Origin of the sequence: Brasilonema bromeliae SPC951 (assembly GCF_012912135.1) — a bacterium.
In the GTDB taxonomy this organism is placed as follows: Bacteria; Cyanobacteriota; Cyanobacteriia; order Cyanobacteriales; family Nostocaceae; genus Brasilonema; species Brasilonema bromeliae.
The window spans coordinates 1-26,543 of the sequence record NZ_QMEB01000059.1 but is presented as its reverse complement, the minus strand read 5'-3'; the positions used below and the strand labels follow the sequence as shown (position 1 = coordinate 26,543).

The window sequence follows — 26,543 nt, the reverse complement described above, 5'->3', positions numbered from 1 at the left end:
GCTCCCGAAGCTTCCCCACTTCTCGATTAGGAAAGGCACACCCTTTGCACCTTACTCTTTTACAATGAGATTTGATAAAAAGTAATCTAGATTTAGTTTCTAAAGAAAATGCAGGTACAGTTTCGCGAAATTAATCCTTTTGATTTATGGATTTGGTTGGAGTTCAGCACAATTCCTTCTGCACAAGAAAAACAGTATGTAGAAGAGGCTTTCAATTCCTGGTTTTATTTGGGTAAATTGGGTGCATTTAATGCCGAAAATCTCCAGGTACAGGAAACTGGATTAGATCTGAGCTACATGAATTACGACTCCCAAGGATATGATAAAAGTTTGCTGGCGCTGATGCACAATATGGGTGAGTTTGAGTATGAGGGGACATGGGCGCGTTGCTGGTTTGACTTGGGAACTTCTGATGCGATCGCCCTCGATATTCTCATTAACGCCCTTAAGCAGCTAGGTGAGGAATATGTCACCATTGAGCAATTGTACATCGGCGGTGAAAATGAAGATTGGCCCATAGAGGAGAGCGAAAGCCGTCCTTCATTTATTTACGATAACTAGCAACAAAAATGCATAAGCCAGGGGAAATTCGTGTCATCGCTTTAGGACTGATTCGCGATACTCAACACGCGAAGCGTGGCGTTAGCGGAGCGTGTCCGCAGGACATAGGCATACGTATCTTCGTTTCTGAGGGCTACGATCCAGTCAAACAACAAACTTTTTACCGCGCAATGGGTGGTGGAGTTGACTTTGGTGAAACAAGTTTAGAAGCCCTCAAACGAGAATTCCAAGAAGAGATCCAAGCAGAATTAACAAATATTCGTTACTTGGGTTGTTTGGAAAACATCTTTACTTTCAATGGTCAACCAGGTCACGAAATTATTCAACTTTTTGAAAGCGACTTTGTTGATGCCAAATTTTATGAAATTGAAAAGTTAGTTTTTTCTGAAGGTGAGCGACAGAAAACTGCTTTGTGGGTAGATATAAACCGTTTCCAGTCAGGAGAGTTGAGGTTAGTGCCGGAGCAGTTTTTAGATTATTTGTCAAGTAGTTAAACACTAGATAAGGCTTTTAACTACAGTTGTTACTTGTCAGCTTGCTAACAACTAACGACTAACTATTAACTTGCAGCACAACTAATGTCATATCATCGGTGTTTTGCTTATCGGCACCGATAAATTCTTGCACTTGGTCAAACAGGTAATCTAGAATTTCCTGCGGACCATTACAAATTCTGCAAGCGTAGTTAAAAATCGTGATGAGGTTTTCTTCATCATAGCGATCGCCACTTGCTGCAGCTGCATCGGTCAAGCCATCTGTGTAGTAAAGAATAATATCTCCAAGCTCTAATTTTACTTGAGCATCTTCGTACTGGCTATTGGCATCTAAACCAATCAGCATTCCAAAAGTATCTAGACGCGTGACTGTTTTCGTTGCTGCATGCCACCATATGGGAGGATTATGGGCTGCATTGCTGTAAGACAACATCCGGGTTTGGGGGTCATACTCTGAGTAAAACAAAGTGATAAAGCGGTGAGAATTTTCCAAATCCGCGTACATCACTTGATTTAAGTTTTGCAGAATTCGTTGAGGAGAATGACCGTGCAGCACTTCTCCTCGCAGCATTCCCCGCATCATGGTCATAATCAGTCCTGCTGGGACTCCTTTGCCCATCACGTCACCAATCACCAAACCCCAACGACCATCTGCATCTAAACTCTCTTTGTTATTTAGCTGAATTTGGTTGTGGTTTGTGGGGATAAAGTCGTAGTAGTCTCCGCCAACACGATTAGCAGGTTTACACCGTGCCGCAATCGTAACACCTGGAATTGTAGGGCACTGACGTGGCAGAAGCCGCCTTTGAATTTCTGCCCCAATTTCTAGTTCTTGATCTAGGCGTTCTTTTTTCCTGAGTTCTACAGCAAGTTCATCATTTTCTATTGCGACTGCGGTTTGATCTGCCACTAGGCGAACTAACTTTTGTCTCGTTTCTGTCCAAGTATATTCTGGATCGCGGCTTAAGACATAGAGCCATCCCCGTTCTGTATGCTTAACGAGAATAGCTGTACCAAAAATTTGTATACCTGGTCCTAAGCTGCGGTGCATGTAATCATCCAAAATACCCGACATTATTGCTAGAGGCTGGGTATTGTTGGGTACACATACGATTTGACTCGTTGCTGTTTCTAGGGCTTTGCGGATATTTTTACGCTGGTGACTATCTTGCCAATGTAACTGTTCTAATCTCACTTGACCATTCGGTTTGTACACAAATAGGGCGCTACCATCTGCATCAGTGACTCTTGTTGCCATCAGCGGAATCAGTTCCAAAAACTGATTCAAATTATTGAAGCTTCGCAGAGCAAATCCCAAAGAACTGAGTAAATCTTGAATTTTATTTTGTTCTCGGTGTAACCGTGCCACGAGTTCTTTGAGTGCCACAACTGGTGTGACCTCGGTCGGGGTACGACTATTACTATCAGTAGGTTGAGACGGTGGTTGAGGCACAGTTACCATTGTGATTTACTTCAGCAAGTATTAGATTCTTTTAATACTTTCGTTTTTGAATAGCTAAACCATCTTGTGACAAGTTTATCGGTTTAGCAAGAGTAGAAAAACGTAGGGTGAAAATTTTAAAAGTCTTTCATATTTCATGTGCTTCTTTAACTTAATATTAAAATTTAGAGTTAAGTCTTTTTAGGAAAAAACGATTAGCAAAAACTGCTTTTTGTTACAGAGGTTAATAGGGGTTCTATTATCTTAGAAATTCTTCACTTTGTCATACCTCTTTAGATATAAACATTTGATTGAAAAAAGTAAACCATTAGGTTCCAAAAAAGTCTGCTTGTGTTTCACTGTCTGAGGGTCATAAAACCTGACAATAAAAGCCTAGAGGCTGCTATCCGTCGGGACGGGTAGTTTCCTCAGGTCGGGGAACCGTTGTTTAACTGTTACTCTTCAAATCTTTAATTTACCACTAGAGAATATTGTTAAACTCTAAGTCAGGAAATTTTGACAAAAAAACAACTCAAAAGCAATACGGTTCGGATAAGCCTACAGGCGCGTATCGTGTGGCGATACGAACAAAGCCTGCAGAGGCAGGCTTGCTGTGTGTGTCCTTGACATACTCCCCACCCTTGAAGGGTGGGGATTCTGGGGTCAAACAGCAACAGCAGGCAAAGCCCGTCTTACATCGCCTAACCCAATGGTTGATGCCCCAACCATTTGAATATTCTTAGCTGCGTTATCGTCTCTCCCATTGACTGATTGACAGGATGGACAACGCCAAACTCTTACTGACAAATCAAGACTTTCTAAGATATGCCCACAGCTAGAACAGGTTTTACTGGATGGATACCACTGATCCACAAATACCAGTTGCTTGTGCTTCTTCTTGGCAACCCATTCTAGGATTTGCAGAAACTCACCAAAAGCTAAGTCTGATATCTTACGACCCCAAAGGCGTTGCATACCCTTAAGATTCAACGTTTCAAAGCAAAGTACATCAAACCTATCAGTTAGTTCATGGGCTAATTTCCAAAACCAATCACGCCTACGATTACAAATATCCTCATAAGAGCGCACCAGGTTTAATCTTGCCCGTTCCCGGTTGGATGTTCGCGTAGCGTCTCCGGAGGAGACACCTTTTAACTTCTTGGAATGCTGCTTACTAGCTTTTCTAATGGCGTTAAGGGATTGCTTGAAGAATTGGGGAGAATCAATCCTAGAACCATCTGAGCAGGTGAGGAATGTCTTTAGCCCGAAGTCAAAACCCGCTATCTTACCAGCCGTGGAATTAACTTTACACGCAACACAATTATCAACAACCACAACCATAAACAATTCACCCAACGGGGTACGTTTAATAGTTAATGTCTTGACCGTTCCCTCGATTTCTCTGGACTTCCAGAATTGATAAACTCTACTGCCAATTTTTACTCGATTACCACCCAGAAACTTATAACCTGCCTGTTTAAGGGTGAATGATTTGTACTTCTTAACCTTCTTAAATCCTGGTGGACGAACCCCCTTTTTATTGTGTTTAAAAAATAATTGGTACGCTTTCTCGATGCGTTGGCAGATATCTTGTACTGCCTGAGAGCCTACCGATTGCCAAAGCGGGTTTCTCTTCCGCAACTTGGCAATATGAGACTGAAGTTTTGCACAATTTAAATGCTTGCCCCATATCCGGTAGTACCGCTTATGGAGAGCAATGCAATGGTTATAAATCACCCCAGCAGCGTTAATTGTGCGCTTGAGGTATCTATTCCGTTTGTGTTCGTAGAGCTTAAACTTCAGTGTTTTCATGCTAACATTGTACCCCAAATAGACGGCATTATGACGGCATGAAAAAATTAACCATTCGGTGTTCTGATGAAGAGTACAAGATACTTGTGGAGTACTGCAAAGAAACGGATCGAACTCAAAACGATGTGCTTAGAGAACTAATTAGGAAGTTAAAGAAAAGCCGCCCTAGAAGGGCGGGGCTTTAAACCCAGTTTTTCGGTAACGGCTAACCATTCAAAAGTGCTTCGACAAACTCGTAGCTAGAAAAAGGACGCAAGTCTTCAATTCCTTCTCCAGCACCAATAAAACGAATCGGTAAGCCTAACTGCTGCACAACAGCAAGGGCGACGCCTCCTTTGGCAGTGCTATCAAGCTTAGTCAAAACAACACCACTCAGTTGTGCTGCTTGGGAAAAAACCTCAGCTTGGCGTAATCCATTTTGACCTAGAGTTGCATCTAAAACCAAAAGGGACTCTATTTTAGCATTGGGGGCTTTTTTATCAATGATGCGGCGGATTTTACTGAGTTCGTCCATCAAATTTTTCTTATTTTGTAGTCGTCCTGCGGTATCCACCAGAAGTAATTCTGTTTCTCGTGCTGTAGCAGCAGAGATGGCATCAAACACAACTGCTGCAGGGTCTGCATTTTTAGCAGGATTGAAAATGACTTGCACACCACTTCTTTCTCCCCAAATCCTGACCTGTTCTACGGCTGCGGCGCGGAAGGTATCTGCTGCACCAATCAAGCACTTGTAGCCAGATTTCTGTGCTAGGTGAGCAATTTTACCGATGGTAGTCGTTTTACCAGCGCCATTTACCCCAGTGATTAACCAAACATTGAGAGTTTCTTTTTCTGGGACAAAGATTGGCTTGTTAGATTTTTTCACTGGTGCATCCAGCATATCTCGCAAGATTTGTTTGAGGTAGGCGATCGCCTCCTCTGCTGGCAGGACTTCTTGACGAAGCTTGTTCTGTAGAGTACTGATAATGTAATCTGTTGCTTCAACACCAACATCAGCTTGCAAAAGCAATGCCTCAATCTCCGTCACCGCTGCTTGGTTGAGTGGTCCCTGTCCAACAATTGACTTGAGTTGATTAACGATGTTACGACGGGTTTTGTCTAAGCTTTGTCGCAGCTTTTTCAGCCAAGTAATTTCTTCAAAAGAAATATCTTCTGGACGTCTACCTTGTGCAGCAAGAACTTCTGTTGACCACAAGAACCCTTCATCAAAATCAAGTCCAGTCATTTCCTCTATGACTTCTGGCGCGGTACTTGTTTGGGCTGCTGGCTGTACCACCTTTGGTTGTGTGACTTCAATGGCGGTGGCTATCAATCTTTCCTGCTTTGCTTGTCGTTCTGCAGCTGCCCTTTCTAAAAATGATAAAGTTGCTGGTGCTGTTGGCTGAGTGACTTCTTGTGTTGTGGGTGGTTCGCTGGGTTCTGGTAAAGCGACACTTTCTGTTGTCAGTGGTTCGGTGAGTTCTGGTGGAGCGACACTTTCTGTTGTCACACTTTCAGCATCTGGTTCTTCGGTAATTGCTACTGCTGGTGCTGTGCTGAGTTCCTCTGTACCTTCTGGTTCTTCTGGGGTGGTTTCAGTCGCAGTCACATCAGCTGATTCTTCGGACTGTATTTCTTCTGCTGGTTGTGGTTGTGCCGTTTCTGTTTGTGCTGGTGATGCTACGACGTCGGCTGTTACTTCAGTTGCTGGAGTTTCTGCTGGTTCGGTTTGTTGCCTTTGCTGAATATTTTTGTACGCTGCTTTCGCGTAAGCCAGCAGATCCGTGGCTACTTCGGGTGCAGTTTCTGCTGTTGACGTTTCGGCGCTTTGGGGTTGGGGTTGTTTTGCAGCAGGAGTTTCTTCCTGTTTCTGTTGCGAGGGAGTAGCAGAAGGATCGTTATGTTGACGACGGAACCAATTGAAGACCATTGCAGATAAAGTGTTATGAAACTATAAGCTTTTATCTAAATTTTGACACTTCTGCTTCTCGTGACAAGAGGATTTTTTAGGAAGAATGTAATCATGTTGTCATGATCAAAACTAAGGGTGTAGGGATGTAAGGGCAAAAAAAGAACTATATTAAAGAATTCTTTCTTTGCCAAAACTCCAGGGTGTCACGCGCTGATCGCCGCAAGACTCTATTTATTTGTGAAGATATTCTGTGTTCTGTGTTCTTCTTAAGAATAAAGCTTTTGGCTATAGAGTACTGGCGATCTTTCTTTGTTCGGTAACTCGGCGCAGAACACCATTAATAAACCGATGGCTTTCTTCTTCACTGTATCGTTTCGTAAGCTCTACAGCTTCGTTAATTGCGATACTGTCGGGCACTTTAAGATACTTCATTTCTGCTACAGCGATTCGCAGTATATCTCGGTCAATGTGGGCAAGGCGAGTGACTTGCCAATCTACCAAAGCTGTGGAAATGTCCTCATCTATGGTGTTTCGGTTTTCATGGACAGTAATGATAATCTCTTTAGCGTACTCGCGGACTTCTTTATCTTGATTTGCCAGTTGAATGAGTTCAGGAAATTCTATAGCTGCAGCTAACTTGTTGATGGCTGTTTGCGTGTACACAACTGCTTCTTTGAGCATTGTTCTGGCAGTATTTAGATCACTGGCGCGTGTTTGGCTACTCAAAAGCCGATCATTACTGCGTTGCAGTTCGCCTGCAGCATTGTCTAGAGTATCTTGGACTTCGGATCGCAGCGTACGTACTGCTGCGAGTACTAACTTTGGTACCAGTTGTTCTGGTGCTATTTTTTCTAATTTCTTTGAGTTTAACGGCAGTTGGCTGAGGCTTAAAAGAGCCAATTCACGAGAAATTTGACGAGGTTTACGCTCTTGCATAAAAGTGAGTTAGGGGGGAAGGGGATAAAAAGAGGGAGGGAGTAAAGTGAAAACTCCTGACTAATGAACGGCAGGTGCTTTATGCCGGGAAACCCGTCCACCGCACTGCCTCCTAATGACTAATGACTACTGACTACTGATTTTAAGTCTCGTCGAGAGGAAGAATCTGCCGCTTTGCTTCTAAGGGTGGCATTTCTAATTTGCGTTCTTTGGGGATAACCAATGGAGTCGGGGAGGTATTGGGAGCAACAATGCCACCGGAGACTATAATTTTAAATGCATCTTCAATAGATAATGAGAGGTTGACAACTTCGTCTTCTGGAACAACTGCATACCACCCAGTGGCGGGGTTGGGGGTTGTTGGGATGAAAACGCTTAATACTGGGCGAGACATTTGAGTTTGGATATCGGTGCTGATCATACCTGTAACGAAGGCGATCGCCCACATTCCCCGTCGAGGGTATTCTACTAAAACAACACGGCGAAACTTGCCATTGCTGTCTTTTAAGAGTGTTTCTAAAAGTTGCTTGAGAGCTTTGTAAACCTGTCCTGCTAAGGGAATTGCCTGCAATAGCCGTTCACCCACATCTAGCAACCACTGCCCTGCAATATTCCGAGCCATCAAGCCAATCAGGAGTATACTCAGGAGTGGCACCATGAGTCCCACCAAGAGATTCAGTAGATTGACCAAAATCGGATCCATTCCCTGAAACGGATTCAGTTGTTTGGGAATTTGGGTGAGAAAGTTGACGACCCAAGTTGCAACGGTTATTGTAAGCCAAATGGTAGTTGCCAGGGGAATCACAACCAACAACCCGGCTATGAGGTCATTTTTGAGATCCTGTTTCCAGCGATTGATTGCCAAGCCCCTATTCTCCTTTTTTAGGCAAGTGGAACTTCTTTTATTGGTACTCATTCCAGTAGATTCGTCAAATGGGGAAGACAGTTTTGTGCACAAAGAAGTGGTGGTTTTAGCCGCTCCTGCTTTTTGCTTGATGGGCAAAATGCCATTAATTACTGTCCATTAGGGCATGTAGCTAAGCTTATGCAGCAAAAATACACGTTTTTGACGGCAAACTCAGCTATTTTTCTACTTAATGTAGATAGAAGCATACCAATTAGGGTAGCGGTTGGCTACTCTCAAACTTGTTACTTTCTTTTGAAGAATTGCAAAGGATTGTTACAAATATTTTAACGTATTATTAATACTACTGTGGTGGATGAAAAGCTGCTAAACCAATTAATCGTGTGCTTTAGCAAGTGCCAGACGCAGAGCTAAGAAAATGAGAACTGCGCCCATGATTCGCTCAAACCAATGTGAGATTGACAAAAATCGACGTTTGATTGCCGCAACACAGACAACAGTAGCAACAAATGCCAGCCAGGTGAATTCAATTCCCACAATTGTTAAACCGTAAATTATTTGTAGCGCCAGAGGTGTATCCGGACGAATGATTTGAGTAAACAGTGCCAGTAAAAATAACGTTACCTTTGGATTGAGCAGACAAGTCAAGAAACCGTTTTTAAACGCCGTTAAAGATTTCAACTCTGACGAAGTTTGTTCCTCAACAAAATTATCTTGATGTTTAGCTTGTAAGGATTTAATCCCAAGGTAAATTAAATAAGCAGCACCAAGCCATTTGAGCAGGTTAAATAATAGGATTGATTTAGAAATAATAACACCAATACCGATTAACCAGCAGATGACATGAATGAGGTCGCCAGCAGTTACTCCCAACGCTGTGTAGATTCCGGCTTGTTTAGAATGAGCTAGGCTATTGCGGAGTGTTAAGACAAAGTTTGGTCCAGGACTCATAATAACTAAACACCCAGATGTAAAGATAGTCAACCAATCGCCTAAAAATTGCATGCGGATTGATTTGCATATAGTTCATTAGCTCTATCAAAGTTTAGAAATTCCAATTTCGTCGGAATTGAAAAAAGCTTTCCAGACAGTCTTGCCAAGCAATATTACTATTCAATTTCTGCTGTTTCCACGTCTCTACAATTTGCTCAAAAATCTCTGAAAAACTGGGGCACAGAGGAGCTAAATCAGCGAGGCGATGGAGTTTGATTGTTTGAGCGATCGCCAAAGCAATAACATTAATCAACTCTGTTGCCTGTGCACCGAAAATCGAAGCTCCTAAAATTTCACCATTACGTAGGACAATGAATTTACAGATACCCGTGGTTTCGTCTTGGATTTGGGCAGCAAAGAGTGTTTTAAAAAACTGCTGTACAACAATAACTTCATCAGGACTGTATTGGTGTTTAGCTTGCGCCTCTGTTAAACCAACTTGTGCAAACATCGGGTTAGTAAATACTGCCCAAGGAATATGACGATAATTGACTTTAAACCTCGGGAAAAAGAGCGCATTTTGCAGAGCTATTTTTGCTTCATAATTAGCAATATTGGCGAATTCAAAGCCACCAATCACATCACCACAAGCCCAAATGCGGGGATTTGTCGTTTGTAGTTTTTCATTCACAAGTAAACGACGCTGATTCCATTTAACATCTACCGCAGCCAAATTTAAGGATTGTATATTTGGCTGTTGTGCTGTAGCTACTACGATTTCATCAGTTTCAATTGCTTTATCTCCCACCTGAAGCCATTTTTTATCCTCAATTTTTCTGACCTGAGTGATTGATGTTTTAATGAAGACGCGCACACCTTCTGCTTCTAACAAACTGCAAAGCAGTTGAGCCATCTCTGAGTCAATATTGGGAAGAAGATTGGGACGTTCCATAACCAGCGTCACATCGTAACCAAAGCGCGCCAGAGTTTGAGCGAGTTGGATGCTTTGGGGAACACCACCAAGAATCACCCACTGTTTAGGCGGTGTAGAACTGCTGAGAGATTGCCAAACTTGAGGTATGGTAAGAAAGCCAGTTCTTTGTAATCCTTCAATTTCTGGAATTGCAGGACTTGAACCCGTTGCAAGTAAATAAGTGCGTGCGTGTAGCAAGCGAGTATCAACGGCAAATGAAAGATGGGGTGAGGATTGAAATTGACCATTACCCACGATAACATCCACCCCTTGGGCAGCCAGGAGGCGAAGTGAATTCTGCTCTTGGAGATTGGAAACAATGCTATGAGCATACAGCATTGCCTGAGGCGTATCTACAGAAATTTGGCATTTTTCTAGAGTATCAGCACATGAGGTATGAAGCCCAAGTAGTGCTGCATCACCTAGTTGCTTGCTAAGGTTACTGGTGTGGCTTAGAGCATGGTGATAAATAAACTCTAATGGTGCGTTAACTATCGTTAATGCACCGTTTGTGATTGGTTCTACCAAGGCAACCTTAGCTTTCAGTTGAGAAGCAGTAAGGGCAGCGTAGCGTCCCGCTAAACTGCCGCCAATAATCACGACATCGTAGTCAATAGTCACGTTATTTGTCCCTAGTCCTTTGTCAATTGTCCTACCTAACCCGATGCCCGATGCCTGGGGCACGGTTTTGGCTTTCTTTTCAATTGTGCTTCGTCCTTAATGACTAATGACTAATGACTAATAACTAATGACTAATGACTCACAACTAATGACAGTGCTTCTAGTAAGCGCTGGTTATCTGACCAAGAGCGTACAGCTACCCGAAAATATCTGTCGCCAAGTTCAGGAAAACTCAGACAATCACGAATGAAAATCTGGTGATGCTTGAGTAAATTTTGCTGCAATTGCGAACTTGATTGCTGTGATTCAACGAGTAAAAAGTTAGCGGCACTTTCCAAAGGCTGCAATCCGGGTATTGAAGCTAAACCAGCGAAGAGTTGATTTCGTGCAGGTGGGAGCCATGCCCAAGTCTGCTCCTGAAACTCTTTATCCTGGACGACAGCGACTGCTGCCGCTGCTGCCAGGGTATTTACGGGCCAGGGGTCGCGCCAGGACTGCCAGCGCCGTAAACGGTCGGGGTGGGCGATCGCATATCCTAGTCGCAAACCAGGCAAACTGTAGAACTTGGTCAGCGATCGCAAAATCACTAAGTTTGGATATTCCTGCACAACTTGTATCAGACTTTGTTCCTGTCCTGGGGGCAGAAAATCCATAAAAGCTTCATCTACCACCACCAAGGCGAATTCCTTGAGATATGGCAGAATGGCTTCTCGTGAAAATAACACCCCCGTTGGGTTATGGGGGTTATTCAGCAATAGTCCTTTGTCCTTTGTCTGTTGTCCTTTGTCAAAAATCAATGACAAATCGCTCATGACAAATGACAAATGACTCATGACCCTTACGGGTTCGGCAGTTCCACTCAACGAGGAGACCTCCGCAACGGACTGCCTCACCAATGACAAAGGAAACTCCAGTACCATAGCGTCGTATGCCGCCAGCGCCCTGTAGTAGTCGCCAAAGGCTGGAGTTATCAAAGCTGTTGCAGCTAACTGTGCTAATTCCCGACCTGCCAGAGAAAGCAATTCTGCCGAGCCGTTACCCGGCAAAATCCATTCAGGGGGTAATTGATGAAAGTGACCCAGAGCAAGTCTCAGTTCACGATAATCAGGGTCTGGATAATGCCTGAGATGATCCAATTGGGACTCAATTGCCGCTATTGCGCTTTTTGGTGGTCCCAAAGGGCTAATGCTTGCAGAAAAATCCAGAATAGCACTTGGGGGACAGCCAGCTAGTGCTGCTGCCCAGGCTAGATTTCCCCCGTGTGCTGGTTGCCGCATAGAAAAAGTGTCACTTAGGTGAGAACCTAAGATTTTGGGGGTGCAACCTTTTCTCTAAAGAGTTTTCCAGCAGAGAAGGCAGGAACCTTTGTCGCCGGAATTTCCATCTTTTCATTGGTTTTGGGGTTACGACCTTCACGGGCTTTACGTTCCCGTGATTCAAATGAGCCGAATCCCACCAACGTCACTTTATCGCCAGAGGAAACAGCTTCGATAATCGTTTCCAAAGCCGCAGTTAAGACGGCATCAACTTGCTTTTTGGTAACACTAGCCTTTTCAGCTACGGCATCAACCAATTCACCTTTATTCATGTCAAACTCCTTGAGGTTTACTTGAGATTGTCTACAGATGCATCAAAGATGCATCGTTACTTAAATCTCTGTTTAGAGATTTACAAAAGTCGGACTTTCTGAGTATTTATGCTCAAAACGGCTGTAATTGCTGTATATTCGACTTTTCAATGAATCATTCTAAAGTGTCACAGCCAGAAGTGGATAGATGAAACCATTAATTTATATAGATTTCAGGATTTTTTTTGAAAAAAGGGCAATTGTTTGACTAAAAACCCCCTTTTAGTAGGAAAAAATACTTAGTGAAATCCCCTGTTGTCAGATGAACAGGGAAGGGCACAGCAGTTTTTCCGGATTTGATGAAGCGGGAAAGAATTAGAGATCAATCATTAACGATTTGTGGATCGTCCTAACAATGTTGGGCGTTGGCTGGCTCATTCAGCATTAGAAAAATTTTTACTACCAGTATTGTCTATACTGATATATAATGTATTATTGGTTGCATCTTAAAATATATAAACAAAATGAGTAACACTAATTAAGTATTAAATCAAACAAACTATTACGCAAAATCACAGTTGATTTGCTAAAGTTAAAATTGAGTGATTTTTTAACTAAATTTGCACGATGTATTTTTGATGATATCTCAATCAAAAATACATTAGGCTTTTGAGTCTTAATTGAAAAAAAATTCTAAGAAACACCTGAATTTGAGGTACTATGCCTGCGGCACGGCTGCGCCTCTCACGATTCAACACGAGAGCGCAGAACTATTACCTGCACAGGGTTGCGCCTGAAGTCTGTGCGCGAACTTCATGTTTTGTACAGGTTTGTTCCACGGAATTAGTTATAGCAGGAAATAGGGAACTCTTAACAGGGAACTCTTGACGGGCTTGATGGTCTGGTGGTGTCCGTATTTTCTCATTAGTTCATGTCCTAATCTACCTGGCAACTGCTATAACATTTCTCATAAAAGGCAGCGTAACAATAGTCTTTTATTATTTCTAGATTGAGATTTAAATAATTAGACTATATTCAAGGGATCTCGTCCATAAAAGTTGTTTTATTCCACACGAAAATGTCATACTCTGGATGGATATTGAAACACCAACTTTACAGTTCGCTTGGTAGACTCTTATATTATGCGGACTTCTAATACTCAGTCAGTCCTTCAGTCAATAACATCTATCCTTCTATCAAAAAAAGTAATTATGGCTCAGCCTTAATATACTTTATAAACTCCCACAACCAGGACAAAGACATCTACATACAAGTAAATTCCGTCTGTGAGGTTACTTGAGAGATGCGAAACTAAGAATCTTGTTGCAGTCATATTTATCCATCCTTTAGTTGAGCGCCAGCTAAGGGAAAAATATCCTATAAAAAATGAATATAGCTTTTGGCTCATTAGCTATAACTTACTTCATTTTCTATAGGTTAGATTCGTCTTGTTTTCTTCATCCGTTAGTTTTCATAAGGTAGTCAAAATGCAACTCTACACACCAATTGAGCTTAATCAGCTTCAACAAGACCTTCCTTACTTAATCAACATCATGCAATGGGTTCAAAGCTTTTTGGCAAAACCTCATCCAGATTTGGGCCGGTCAGGTCCTGTTTGCCCTTTTGTACCTTACGCAATCAAGTCAAACACTATCAGGTTCGCAGTTATTCATGCTAAGAATATGGAACCACAGCAACTTGAAGAGATGGTTTTGTGCTACCGAGATACTTTCCTTGAACTAGAACCACGAGACAGAGAAAGCGCCATAAACAAAACCATCTTACTCATCTTTCCTGAACTTGATAGAGAAGAGACTTCCAAACTGGTTGATGGTGTTCAACAAAAACTGAAGCCTTTATTTGTTGATCTAGGACTGATGATAGGGGAATTTCACAAGCATAATGAAAGTCCTGGTTTGCACAACGAAAATTTTCGTCCACTTCGCAGCCCTATTCCCATGTTAGCTATCCGCTTTATGGTTGAATCTGACCTGCCTTTTCTTATAAATGCAGATGATATCGATTCACGTATTAAGTTTCTCGAAGCTTATATACAACGGTTTGAAAATGAGGCGAGAGATCAGAAAAATTTAAATAAAGCTTGTCAGGCATTAGCTTTGGCAAAAGAGCAAATACAACAAGAAAAAGTATTGCATCTCAATTGTGAATATGCAGCAGCTAAGTAGCTCTTATGAGCAGTAGCTCAAGAGATTTTTTTGCTTAGTCCAACAAAATTGGAAACTTTCTGGAATTTGTTGTGTATAAAAAATAGTTTAGGAATTTACTTAAGACCATGTCCAAGCTCATCATTGACCAAGATTCATACCTTCAGCCAGCTACTGGGCTAAATGACTTGACCGAGGCGGAAGATTATCTGATACAAACAGATTACCCAAGGAATCTGTGCATCCATCAGATGTTTGAGGCTCAGGTACAGCAGACTCCGAATGCTGTTGCTGTGGTATTTGAAAACCAGCAACTCACGTATCGACAGTTGAACCAACGGGCAAATCAGTTGGCGCACTACCTGCGTACTTTGGGGGTTGCCCCGGAGGTCATGGTTGGGATTTGTATGGAACGGTCCTTGGATATGGTGGTAGGACTGTTAGGAATTCTCAAGGCAGGTGGGGCTTATGTGCCAATTGACCCAAAGTATCCTCAAGAACGCTTGCATTTCATGTTATCGGATACTCAGGTGTCGGTGCTGTTAACGACCAAGCAGTTGGCGAATGAGCTTTTTGAGCAGGAATCACGAGTGGTCTGTCTTGACACAGATTGGGAGAGTATTGCTAAAGAAAGTCAAGAAAACCCACTCAGTGAGTTAACACAAGAGCATCTTGCCTACGTGATGTATACTTCGGGTTCGACTGGAAAACCCAAAGGCGTACAAATCACTCACGCTAATGTTGCGCATTATATTCCAGCAGTCAGCCAAGTATTGCAAGTTCAGCCTGAGGATGTCTATCTCCACGTGGCATCTTTCTCGTTTTCCTCCTCAGTCAGGCAATTAATGGTGCCTCTGTATCGAGGAGCCACCAGTATTATTGCTACTGGCGAACAAACCAAAAACCCCATCAGTTTGTTTGAGCTGATTCAGAAACAAGGAGTAACGATTTGTGACGGCGTACCCTCAATTTGGCGCTATGGACTTCAGGGATTAGAAACTCTGGACAAAAGACACACAGAAGCACTTCAGAAATCTAAATTACGAACTATTGTGCTTTCTGGTGACTTGCCGCCAGTTCAACTTTACAAACAACTACGAGACCTGTTTCAAGATCGAGTATCCATTTTCAACGTTTATGGTCAAACAGAAACCATTGGTAACTGTGCTTATTTGGTTCCAAAGGACTTTGATCCTGAACTAGGATATATTTACATACCCGTAGGCTATCCTTATGCCCATAACCAAACTTATATCCTTGACGAACATCTTCAAGCTGTTGCACCAGGAGAAGTCGGCGAACTTTATATAGGTGGTGCTTGTTTGGCTCGTGGCTATCTCAATCATCCAAAGCTGAATGCCGAAAAGTTTATCTCAAACCCTTTCAGTCAAGATCGAAAGCAGCGATTATTCCAAACTGGCGACTTAGCTCGTTACTGGTCAGATGGTTCGATAGAATTATTAGGTCGCACTGATTTTCAAGTCAAGATCAGGGGGATGCGGGTTGAATTAGGAGAAATTGAGTCCATACTTGTACAACATCCTACTGTCAAAGAAGCTGTGGTCATAGCCACAGAGGATGTACCAGGGGAAAAACGCCTTGTAGCCTATGTAGTTCCCAACTTATCTTTATCCGAAATTATCCAAAATGTTTTTATAAAAGAACTGCGCGGCTTATCTTATCAGAAGTTAGCAGATTATATGGTGCCTTCTGCTTTTGTGCTGCTTGATTCTTTACCTCTAACGCCTAACGGTAAAATAGATCGCCTTGCTCTGCCTGTCAGCAAAGTGGTGTCTCCAGAACTAGAAGTTGCTTATGTCAAACCCCAAACTGAGACTGAGGAAATCATTGCTACTGTTTGGCAAGAAGTACTCCAGGTAGAGAAAGTAGGTATTCACGACAACTTCTTTGAATTAGGGGGACACTCATTATTAGCAACACAAATTATATCTCGGTGCCGCCAAGCCTTTGGTGTAGAAATTTCGCTACAGTCTCTGTTTGAAACACCGACTATTGCCGAATTAGCAAGCGCAATTACCACAAGTCAAAACCAAGGGACTCAAGAACACCAAATTATTTCTCGACAAACGAACCGACAATCAATTCCTCTGTCCTTTGCACAAGCAAGATTGTGGTTTTTGGCACAACTGGAACCAGACAGTGCAGCATATAACGTTGTGGATGCGATGCAATTGCAAGGCAACCTCAATGTGGATGTTTTGCAACAGTCATTGGATGCGATCGCAACTCACCACGAAGTCTTACGAACCAACTTTATCGTAGAAGACGGCAATCCAGTGCAGGTGATTCGTGAACCTCAGTCAGTGGAACTGAAGCTGATTTCCCTGATGGATTGTCCAGAAACTGAACGCACAACCGTTGTACAAAAGCTGTTACAACAAGAAGCGCAACGTCCTTTCAACCTCTCATCAGATTTGATGCTGCGTGCGTGCTTGTTGGAAATATCACCACAAGAGCACATTCTACAATTGACCATACACCACATCGCTACAGATGGCTGGTCGATGAGCATTTTATTTGAGCAGTTGACAACGCTGTACCAAGCATTCCTTGAAGGAAAGCCCAATCCTTTGCCACAGTTGCCCATTCAGTATGCTGATTATGCTGTTTGGCAGCGCCAATGGCTTTCAGGTGAAGTGGTAGAAAACCAACTCAACTATTGGAAACAGCAGTTAGCAGGTGCAATCCCAGTTCTGGAATTGCCCACTGATAAACCGCGCCCACCAGTACAAACTCGCCGGGGTGCAAAACAATCTTTCGTACTCCCGAAAAATTTATCTGCATCATTGAGTGCACTGTCACGACAAGAGGGAGTAACGCTGTTCATGACATTGTTGGCAGCATTCCAAACTCTGCTTTACCGTTACAGCGGACAACAAGATATCTTAGTTGGTTCTCCTACCGCCGGACGCAATCGGGAGGAGATAGAAGGGTTAATTGGTTTTTTTGTCAATACTTTGGTACTGCGTACTGATTTGTCGGGTAATCCGAGTTTTCGGGAACTGTTGCAAAGAGTGCGATCGCACGCAATGTCCGCCTACGCCAACCAAGACTTACCTTTTGACAAGCTAGTCGAAGAATTGCAACCAGAACGCTCTTTGAGCTATCATCCTTTGTTTCAAGTCATGTTTGTCTTACAAAATGTACCCACACAAACATTAAAGTTGCCAGGACTCAGTATTTCTACCATAGAAGTGGATAATTTTGCATCGCAGTTTGATATAACCTTGTCAATTGAGGAAACAGAACAAGGACTGCGAGGACTATGGGAATACAGCACCGACTTGTTTGACGCTGATACCATCACCCGGATGAGTGGGCATTTTCAGACACTACTTGAGGAAGTTACGGCTAACCCACAGCAGCACGTGAACGAATTACCACTGCTAAGTGCAACTGAGAGACAGCAGTTATTGGAGTGGAACGATACTCAAGCAGAATATCAAGAGCAGTGTATTCATGAGTTGTTTGAGGTGCAGGTAGAAAAAACGCCTCACGCTGTGGCGGTTATGTTTGAAGGTGAGCAACTGACTTACCAACAGTTGAACACTCGTGCTAACCAATTGGCGCACTATTTAAAAACTTTGGGTGTTGGTGCTGATGTCTTAGTTGGCATTTGTATGGAACGTTCCTTAGAGATGGTAGTCGGATTACTGGGAATTCTCAAGGCAGGTGGAGCGTATGTGCCAATTGACCCAGCGTATCCAAAAGAGCGGTTAACCTTCATTTTAGAAGATACCCAAACACCAGTGATGCTCACCCAAGAGAAATTGGTCAACAGCTTACAAAATCTTGGGTCACAAGTGATATGTTTGGATTCTGATTGGGAACTGATTGCCAACAACAGCCAAGAAAATCCTGTGTGTGAGGCAACAGTTGATGATTTAATGTACGTCATCTATACCTCTGGTTCTACAGGTAAGCCCAAGGGTGTGATGGTTCCGCACCGTGGAATTTCCAATCAGCTTCACTGGCGACAAGCAACATTTCAATTAACAGAACAAGACAAAGTTCTCCAGACGATTTCTTTGAGCTTTGACCCCTCAGTATGGCAGATATTTTGGCCGTTGTTATTTGGGGGACAATTAATTATGGCTCGCCCCGATGGACATCGAGATCCTGCTTACATGGTTAAGATGATTATCGAACAGCAGATTACTGTAGCTGCTTTGGTACCATCCATCATCCGCGTTTTACTTGAGGAAAAGGGAATCGAGAATTGTACCAGCCTCAAGCATGTCACGAGTGGCGGTGAAGCTTTAGCAGTCGAACTCATAGAGCGCTTCGTTGAGCGTTTAAAATTGGAAAATGTTCTGATTAATTGCTATGGTCCAACAGAAGCTTCTATAGATACCACGTTTTGGACTTGTCAGCGGGGGACTGATTATACGATTGCTCCTATTGGTCGGGCGATCGCCAACGTACAAGTTTATATCTTAGATGATAATTTACAGCCAGTCCCTGTTGGTCAATCGGGTGAACTATACATTGGTGGAACTGGTTTAGCGCGAGGCTATCTTAACCGTCCCGAACTGACTGCACAAAAGTTTATTCGCAACCCCTTTAGTAGTGAACCAGGTGCACGTCTTTACAAAACTGGGGATTTGGCACGTTACTTAAGCAACGGGAACATAGAATTCCTCAACCGTATTGACTACCAGGTGAAAATTCGTGGCTTCCGCATTGAGTTGGGAGAAATTGAAGCTATTCTAGGTGAATATCCTGGAGTGCAACAGACTTTAGTTTCAGTAAGAGAAGATGTTCCTGGTGACAAACGCCTAGTGGCATATATCGTGGCGAAACAAGTTCCCCCAAGCGCAAGTGAATTGCGCGACTTTTTGCAAGGTAAATTACCTGAGTACATGGTGCCAAAAGCCTTTGTCTTCTTAGATGTGATGCCATTAAACCCCAATGGTAAGGTGGATCGCCGCGCATTGAAAGCTCCAGAGCCAGCAGATTTCAGCGATGCCAACAGCTTTGTAGCACCTCGTACCCCCACCGAAGAGGTATTAGCCACTATTTGGACCCAAGTTTTGAGTTTGGATCAAGTAGGCATTTACGATAACTTCTTTGAATTAGGAGGACATTCACTACTAGCAACGCAAGTGATTTCTCGGGTATGCCAAACTTTAGGTTCAGAAATTCCGTTGCAGTTGCTTTTTGAGACACGAACAATCGCAGGTTTAGCCCAAGCAATTGTTCAAAGCCAGGCGGATAAGAGAGATGATGACGAAATCAGTCGCTTGTTAAATGAGTTGGAAGAGCTATCAGATGAGCAAGCGGAAAGTCTTTTAGCGCAACTTATGCAGCAACCTGACTAACAGGGTGTAGGGGAGCTAGTGAAAAATTGTCACCGCTCCCAACACCCTCATCCAATCAAATATGTAGCAAAAAGTTTTCATCTGTATCTGCAATTTAAATAAGGATTAGTAAGTATGGATAATATCAACCAAAAAATTGCTGCTCTTTCACCAGCCAAAAGAGCGTTACTAGAGTTAAAACTTAAGAACAAAACTACTGAGGTAAAAACACAGCAGACGATTCCAAAAAGAACGAATGAATCAACTGCTCTTTTATCCTTCGCACAACAGCGACTGTGGTTTTTGGAGCAACTAGAGCCAAATAGCCCACTGTATCATATTGCAGAGGTTTTAAGGTTACAGGGAGATCTCAACGTAGATGTTTTGCAACAGTCATTAGATGCAATTGTTGCTCATCACGAGGTATTACGAACCAACTTTATTGCACAAGATGGTGACCCAATACAGGTCATTGGTGAGCCTAAGTCTGTGGAACTCAAGGTGATTGACCTCAAGGATTGTCCGCTCAGCGAACGTTCCACTCAAGTACAACATCTGTTACAAAATGAGTCGCAACGACCTTTCGATTTAACATCAGATTTCATGCTTCGTGCTTGCTTGCTGCAGCTTGAGCCGCAAGAGCATATCCTAGTGTTAGTCATGCACCACATCGCCTCTGATGCGTGGTCAAGAAGTATTTTATTTGAGCAGTTGAGAACTCTGTATCAAGCGTTCAAAGAAGGTTTGCCCAATCCATTGCCAAAACTACCCATTCAGTATGCTGACTATGCAGTATGGCAACGTCAATGGCTTTCAGGTGAAGTGCTTGAAAATCAGCTCAAGTATTGGAAACAGCAGTTAGCGGGTGCAACGCCGGTACTGGAATTACCCACAGATAGACAACGACCACCAGTCCAAACTTACCGAGGTGCAAAGCATTTCGTTGTACTACCCCAGAGTTTATCCCAAGCGCTATCAACACTGTCACGGCAAGAGGGTGTGACGTTGTTCATGACGTTTTTGGCGGCATTCCAAATCTTACTATACCGTTATAGCGGACAAGAAGATATTCTAGTTGGATCTCCGATCGCAGGGCGAAATCATCCAGAAATAGAACGGTTAATTGGATTTTTTGTCAATACCTTAGTGCTTCGTACCGATATGTCTGGCAACCCCAGCTTCCGGGAACTGTTGCAAAGAGTACGAGCGATGGCAATGTCCGCATACGTTAACCAAGATTTGCCGTTTGAAAAGCTGGTTGAAGAACTGCAACCAGAGCGCTCCTTGAGTTACAATCCCTTGTTCCAAGTTATGTTTGCTTTTCAAAATACACCTCAGCAAACATTTGAGTTGTCAGGGCTCACCATTACTTCCACATATGTAGATAGATTAACATCGAAATTTGATCTGACGTTGTTTATTGTGGAAACGGAACAGGGAGTAGAGGAAATATGGGAATACAACACGGATCTGTTTGATGCTTCCACCATTAGCCAAATGAGTGGACATTTCCAGACATTACTTGAGGGAATTGTTGCTAACCCACAACAGCACATTAGCAAATTGCCACTGCTTACGGCAGCTCAACAGCACGAGTTACTGTTTGAATGGAACAACACCCAAAAAGACTATCCACACAAATGCATCCATGAGTTGTTTGAACAACAGGTAAATCTGACCCCGGATGCAGTAGCAGTGGTGTTTGAAAACCAGCAATTAACCTACCAGGAGTTGAATAATCGTGCAAACCAGTTGGCGCACTATCTCAGGGATTTAGGAGTGGGACCAGATGTACCAGTTGGCATCTGTGTGCAACGTTCCTTAGAAATGGTCGTAGGAGTGTTGGGAATTCTCAAAGCAGGTGGGGCTTATGTACCTTTAGATCCAGCGTATCCGCAAGATCGACTGAGTTTTATGCTGTCAGATTCACAGGTAGCGGTGCTGTTAACCTGCGAGAATTTAATGCGCGTATTACCCAAACACGAGGGACACGTAGTTTGCTTAGATACAGATTGGCAGGCGATCGCTCAAGCAAGCGAAGAGAATTTAGTCAATGGGGTTGAGCCAGAAAACCTAGCTTACGTCATTTATACTTCAGGTTCCACAGGAATGCCAAAAGGGGTAGCAATGAAACAACTTCCCCTTTCCAATCTCATCTCGTGGCAACTTGAAAATAGCACAGTTTCTACTGGAGCAAGAACTGTGCAATTTTCTCCTATCAGCTTTGATGTCTCGTTCCAAGAAATATTTTCTACCTGGTGTTCCGGTGGAACATTGATATTAATCACAGACGACTTGCGACGCGATGCAACGGCTTTATTAGATTTTCTCAATCATAAAGCAATAAATAGACTATTCTTACCCTTTGTTGCTTTACAGCAGCTTGCTGAAGTTGCTGTTGGTTCAGAATCACTACCAATCCATTTGCAAGAAATCATTACCGCAGGCGAACAGTTGCAGATTACACCTGCCTTGACTAACTTGTTTAGCAAGTTACCCGGTTGTACTTTACACAATCATTATGGACCATCAGAAAGCCATGTAGTCACCGCCTTTACCTTGGCTGATTCCGTACAGAGTTGGGCTGCTCTACCACCAATTGGTCGCCCTATTGCCAACACTTCTATCTATATTCTCGACTCAAATCTACAACCAGTACCTATCGGTGTACCTGGAGAACTGTATATTGGTGGTGTTGCGCTAGCGCGAGGTTATCTCAATCGTCCGGAGTTGACTGCGGAAAAATTTATCCGCGACCCCTTCAGCCAGAAAGACAAGGCATATATGTACAAGACAGGGGACTTAGCTCGTTACTTGAAGCATGGTAATATTGAGTACTTTGGGCGTTGCGACAACCAAGTAAAGATACGAGGTTTTCGTATTGAATTGGGAGAGCTAGAAGCTGTCTTGAGCCAACACCCTGCTGTACACCAAGCTGTCGTTATTGTCCGTCAAGACATTCCCGGTGATAAACGCTTGGTAGCCTATGTTGTGCCGGATCAAGACTCAGTACCTACAACAGGTGAATTACGTAATTTCCTTAAGGAAAAGCTACCAGAGTACATGGTTCCTTCGGCTTTTGTATTGTTGGATGTGCTGCCCCTCACTCCTAGTGGCAAAGTAAACCGCCGCTCTCTACCAGCGCCTGACATCACAAAACTAGAGCCAGAAGCAAGTTATGTTGCCCCTCGTAATGATACAGAACATCAGCTAACCGAAATTTGGGCAGAAATTTTGGGCATCCAACCCGTTGGTGTGAGGGACAACTTCTTTGATCTCGGCGGACATTCTTTGCTTGCAGTCAAGTTATTCGCTCAAATTGAGAAGAAATTCGCCAAAAAACTTCCTCTGGCTACCCTCTTTCAATCCGGTACAGTAGAAGCCCTTGCCCAATTGCTTTCTCCAAAAGAAAAAACAGTTGATAATCAGCTTTTGACAGGGGCACATGAGCACACATCAGAAGCTAGTTGGTCATGCTTGGTTCCAATTCAAACCAAAGGTTCCAAGCCGCCTTTATTCTGTATCCACCCGCTTGGTGGAGAAACTCTGTGTTACCGCAATTTGTCACTGCATTTGGGACAGGCTCAACCACTTTATGGGGTACAACCACAAGGATTAGATGGAAAACTGTCTCTCTTAACCCGGATTGAAGAAATGGCAGCGCTTTACATTAAAGAAATTCAGACCATTCAACCCAATGGTCCTTATTTTCTCGGTGGGTACTCGATGGGAGGTATCATTGCATACGAAATAGCTCATCAACTTAACAGGCAAGGTCAAAAAGTAGCTCTTCTGGCTATGTTTGATAGCGGTATTCCAGGTGCTGCCACACGATTGCCATTGATTTCGCGAATTTTCATGCACATAAATAATTTGTTACAACGAGGTCCTTCCTACCTAAGGAAAAAGCTTATTGGCTGGATCGAGTGGAGCACTTACCATCTCCGAGCAAAATATACGCATTTTTTAGGAATAAAGGAGCCTCTACCTCAGGATGACACGCATTGGGATATCATAGACGCTAATGTGTTGGCTTGGAACGAATATACTTACCAACCTTACTCAGGGCAAATCACTCTTTTACGGGTTGACGAGAACAGCGATGATTCACAAGACGATGCTGTTGGCGTTAAATCTGAGCCGCTCCTAGGTTGGGATAAGCTAGTCACTGGAGGAATAGATGTCCATTACATTCCTGGCTCTCACTATACGCTGTTCGAGGAACCCAATGTACGGGTACTAGCAGAGAAATTGAGGGAATGCTTGGAGAAGACGGTAGCTGTTAGCCATACATAGCACAGATTGACAACAAAAGCTCAGTGATTAATGATGTTGGAGCGCGAATAAATGAGGAGTTACACCCCCTAAGCAACTCGATCCCTGGCTGAGCCAGGGAATGCGCTACTAGGAGGCTCCGCCTCCGGTATTTAGGTTGAGGCAGAGCCTATGCGCTGGCATTTCCAGCCTGAGGCTGGAAACGAGTTTATCAGGCTTTTCTTGCGCTGGTTAAATATATCAGGGAACAGGGAACTCTTAACAGGCATCAACTCAGTGTCAGTAAGGTTTCCAAGTGCCGTGGAAGCTGTGGGGAATAACGCTGGGTAATGCCAATCTGCACACAGGTGAATCATCTAACCTAGCCGCATCATATACCCAAACTTCACTACAATCAGAATTGCCATCGTACACAACTGTGATGATCCATCCTTGTTCAGAATTTTGGGGATTTTGGGCATAAATGGGTTCACTTGGATAGCGGTTTTCGCCACAGTCAGCAATTGTGAGGGTGTTGGTTTTGTGGTTGAAACAGGCGATCGCCCCAAATATTTCTTTGCTCGCATCCACCCCTTGCCGATGCACCGTAAGATAAGTTTGGTTAGTATATTGTCCGCTCTCTTGCGGTGGTACAACTGGAAATTCACAGTGGCGATCTATAATTTCCTCAATTCCCTTGACTATATTGGTACTCGGTTCAAGATGTATTCGCCACAAAGTACTTACAGCAGGAGTATGAGTTTCACCTGTGGCGACTTCCCTAAGGTACTCGTTGGTTTGAAAGTCTGCAAAGCGCACGACATCCACAACTATCAATCCACTATCATCTACATACGCATTACCAAAATGCCACTGAAACCAAGGTTCAGTTTCACCACGACTTACCAGAGAGAGAGTTTCACAGTCAAATACCAGAACCTGAGTACCCAGTTGCGGCTTCCACTCAAAAGAATCACCATAGCAGCTAAATCCAGTTAACACTGGTAGGACATTTAACCGCAACGGAGGAACGAAAAAGACTAAATATTGCCCAGCTAGAACAAAATCATGTATTAATGGGAAACCATCTAGTTCAAACGATGTTTTTTGCTGAATTGTACCCGTAGCATCGCTTTTATATATATTCAGTATTCCATTTAATCCTACGGAGATACCAAAGTTAAAAATCGAGCCAGATTTCGGGTCAATTTTGGGATGGGCAGAATAAGCCAATCCATTCTTCAATGCTCCTAAATCATCTTTGCCCAAAGTGTGGAGCGTTTGCAAGTCCAGGGCATGAGGGTTGTCGCCTTCCCACAGTGCTAGTAATTTATCAGGTAACGCCAGCACAGAAGTATTCGCACAATTCTTGAGTGCTTTCAACCATTTATTCCAAATTGGTCCTGGTGCAGTCATTCCATAATTACCGTAAAGCAGTTGTCCTGCTGCTGCTTCTTCTTTATAACCATCAGTTTGTACGTAGCGATAGACTGCAGTTGCACCCCCCTTTTTCCCTGCTTCATAAGGAGAGTTGAAATTTACAGCAAGAATTGCCCCATCTCCATCAAACCAGTGTCCCACATTTATACCGCCGCGTTCTAACCTTCCAGGTCCATTGCGGTAAAGTGTGCCGTGTAAGCCTTCAGGTATTCTGCCAGAAAGGATTTGCAGTTGGGTGGGAGGGAATTCTTTTGCGGGTTGGGCAAGGGCTTGTGCCCAGGCTTTTTTTGTTGACTTTTTATAGATTGTATGCATCAGGCGTTTGGAACTGTATCAATAAAACAACTAGATTATTTTAGATTCTTGTTACAATTCCTCTGCCAGAAGGTACACCAGAATCGAGTGTGTGTTGAATCACTCTACAGATTGTCTAGAAACTCTTCTAAATAAAGTTCTGTTGCTTCCTTCAAATTGGCAACGGCTTCTTCTATTGTCTCTCCTTGGCTAGCAGTTCCCACCTCTGGACATTGTGCTACATAAACATCTTCTTCCCAATACAATATTGCTGCAAAAGTTTGAGTTTTCTTTTCCTTAGCTTGTTGTAATGAACTCATAGAATATTTCTCTTTCCATTTCCTCTTTTGAGGGAGTATCCCAATTTTGCAAATGTACCAAGACAATAGATTGTCATTGCGAATGCAGCGAAGCGGAATGAAGCATAAGTCCTTCGGACACGCTTCGCGAACGCAAAGTCTAGATGTTGCGATTGCTTCACTCCATTTCATTACGTATGCCCTCCGGGCATGCTGCGCTAACGCAATGACAAAATATGTTTTTACACATTTGGGATGCTCCCTATTTTGACTTTAACTTTCACATAAGATTTCAATTGTTTGGAACCAACAACATTCCCTCTTCAATCGCTTCCCAGGTTTTGGGTGACACCCGTACTGCTGCTTGTTTGCACTGAATGATGAAGTAATTGGCGTAAAAATAATTATCCAGTGCCTGCAATTCTTCCTTGGATAAATTGACCATTTCTGGGGTAAGATTAAAGGCGTTGAGCCAAGTTTGTAGAAGCTGCTCAACAAATGCCCGACGCACTTCCTGAGGTTGTTTATCATTAGGAATTGTAGATTTGGATTTTCTAAGTTGGGCAATCAGCACTGGAAAGTCTACGGAATGGAAGATTTTTATTTTTTCCAATTCTGTAGCCCAGTTAATAAACTCGTCGTTGGCTATGGCGTAGGGGTTGGCTATGGCTATGGC

17 protein-coding genes and 1 pseudogene are annotated in these 26,543 nt (G+C 43.2%); 6 read left to right on the top strand and 12 right to left on the bottom strand.

From position 1 onward, the window contains the following. The first annotated feature begins 108 nt into the window (after nucleotides 1-108). A complete protein-coding gene (locus DP116_RS10060; RefSeq protein ID WP_169155057.1) occupies nucleotides 109-561 on the top strand; it encodes a DUF3531 family protein in 453 nt (150 codons plus the stop codon). Nucleotides 562-569: 8 nt separating this feature from the next. Beyond that, nucleotides 570-1,055, top strand: a complete 486-nt coding sequence (locus tag DP116_RS10055; protein WP_169155056.1) for an NUDIX hydrolase — start codon at nucleotides 570-572, stop codon at nucleotides 1,053-1,055. 58 nt (nucleotides 1,056-1,113) lie between these two features. Here the strand turns inward: DP116_RS10055 and DP116_RS10050 are convergent, their stop codons facing one another. Continuing rightward, on the bottom strand, nucleotides 1,114-2,517 hold the full coding sequence (locus DP116_RS10050; RefSeq protein WP_169155055.1) for a GAF domain-containing SpoIIE family protein phosphatase: 1,404 nt from the start codon (nucleotides 2,515-2,517) through the stop codon (nucleotides 1,114-1,116). A 642-nt stretch (nucleotides 2,518-3,159) separates the two neighbouring features. Continuing rightward, on the bottom strand, nucleotides 3,160-4,308 hold the full coding sequence (locus tag DP116_RS10045) for an RNA-guided endonuclease InsQ/TnpB family protein (protein WP_169155054.1): 1,149 nt from the start codon (nucleotides 4,306-4,308) through the stop codon (nucleotides 3,160-3,162). A gap of 38 nt (nucleotides 4,309-4,346) precedes the next feature. Between DP116_RS10045 and DP116_RS10040 the strand changes: the two genes are divergently transcribed. Continuing rightward, nucleotides 4,347-4,493 carry a ribbon-helix-helix protein, CopG family gene (locus DP116_RS10040; protein WP_169155053.1) on the top strand — a complete coding sequence of 49 codons (147 nt, stop codon included), beginning with the start codon at nucleotides 4,347-4,349 and terminating at the stop codon, nucleotides 4,491-4,493. Between the two features lie 20 nt (nucleotides 4,494-4,513). Here the strand turns inward: DP116_RS10040 and ftsY are convergent, their stop codons facing one another. From ftsY to hbs, 7 genes are all read right to left on the bottom strand, one after another. Next, on the bottom strand, nucleotides 4,514-6,217 hold the full coding sequence (gene ftsY / locus DP116_RS10035) for a signal recognition particle-docking protein FtsY (RefSeq protein ID WP_169155052.1): 1,704 nt from the start codon (nucleotides 6,215-6,217) through the stop codon (nucleotides 4,514-4,516). A gap of 267 nt (nucleotides 6,218-6,484) precedes the next feature. Then, the gene (gene nusB, locus DP116_RS10030) at nucleotides 6,485-7,135 is read right to left on the bottom strand and encodes a transcription antitermination factor NusB (protein WP_169155051.1); all 651 of its coding nucleotides are present in this window, start codon (nucleotides 7,133-7,135) and stop codon (nucleotides 6,485-6,487) included. 142 nt (nucleotides 7,136-7,277) lie between these two features. Next, nucleotides 7,278-8,051: a DUF502 domain-containing protein gene (locus DP116_RS10025; protein WP_169155050.1), complete on the bottom strand. Its 774-nt coding sequence runs from the start codon at nucleotides 8,049-8,051 to the stop codon at nucleotides 7,278-7,280. A 324-nt stretch (nucleotides 8,052-8,375) separates the two neighbouring features. Further along, nucleotides 8,376-9,005: a LysE family translocator gene (locus DP116_RS10020; protein WP_169155049.1), complete on the bottom strand. Its 630-nt coding sequence runs from the start codon at nucleotides 9,003-9,005 to the stop codon at nucleotides 8,376-8,378. Between the two features lie 40 nt (nucleotides 9,006-9,045). After that, nucleotides 9,046-10,527, bottom strand: coding sequence for an FAD-dependent oxidoreductase (locus DP116_RS10015; protein ID WP_169155058.1), 1,482 nt, complete (start codon nucleotides 10,525-10,527; stop codon nucleotides 9,046-9,048). A gap of 131 nt (nucleotides 10,528-10,658) precedes the next feature. Next, a complete protein-coding gene (gene cobD / locus DP116_RS10010; protein WP_169155048.1) occupies nucleotides 10,659-11,804 on the bottom strand; it encodes a threonine-phosphate decarboxylase CobD in 1,146 nt (381 codons plus the stop codon). Between the two features lie 26 nt (nucleotides 11,805-11,830). After that, the gene (hbs, locus tag DP116_RS10005) at nucleotides 11,831-12,115 is read right to left on the bottom strand and encodes a non-specific DNA-binding protein Hbs (protein WP_048868205.1); all 285 of its coding nucleotides are present in this window, start codon (nucleotides 12,113-12,115) and stop codon (nucleotides 11,831-11,833) included. Nucleotides 12,116-13,581: 1,466 nt separating this feature from the next. On the opposite strand from hbs, the gene DP116_RS10000 reads away from it, so the two are divergent. The 3 genes and pseudogenes from DP116_RS10000 to DP116_RS09990 all read left to right on the top strand — a co-directional run. Further along, complete coding sequence (locus DP116_RS10000; protein WP_169155047.1) at nucleotides 13,582-14,280, top strand: DUF6875 domain-containing protein; 699 nt, start codon at nucleotides 13,582-13,584, stop codon at nucleotides 14,278-14,280. A 107-nt stretch (nucleotides 14,281-14,387) separates the two neighbouring features. Continuing rightward, on the top strand, nucleotides 14,388-19,601 hold the full coding sequence (locus tag DP116_RS09995) for a non-ribosomal peptide synthetase (protein ID WP_169155046.1): 5,214 nt from the start codon (nucleotides 14,388-14,390) through the stop codon (nucleotides 19,599-19,601). A gap of 114 nt (nucleotides 19,602-19,715) precedes the next feature. Beyond that, nucleotides 19,716-23,876: pseudogene (locus DP116_RS09990) on the top strand (non-ribosomal peptide synthetase); the annotation flags it as partial. Nucleotides 23,877-24,134: 258 nt separating this feature from the next. Here the strand turns inward: DP116_RS09990 and DP116_RS09985 are convergent. The 3 genes from DP116_RS09985 to DP116_RS09975 form a co-directional block, all read right to left on the bottom strand. Then, the gene (locus DP116_RS09985; protein WP_169155044.1) at nucleotides 24,135-25,589 is read right to left on the bottom strand and encodes a carotenoid oxygenase family protein; all 1,455 of its coding nucleotides are present in this window, start codon (nucleotides 25,587-25,589) and stop codon (nucleotides 24,135-24,137) included. A 104-nt stretch (nucleotides 25,590-25,693) separates the two neighbouring features. After that, nucleotides 25,694-25,888, bottom strand: a complete 195-nt coding sequence (locus DP116_RS09980; RefSeq protein ID WP_169155043.1) for a type II toxin-antitoxin system HicB family antitoxin — start codon at nucleotides 25,886-25,888, stop codon at nucleotides 25,694-25,696. 271 nt (nucleotides 25,889-26,159) lie between these two features. Beyond that, on the bottom strand, nucleotides 26,160-26,543 hold a 384-nt coding region (locus DP116_RS09975), incomplete at its 5' end, for an NACHT C-terminal helical domain 2-containing protein (protein WP_422614217.1).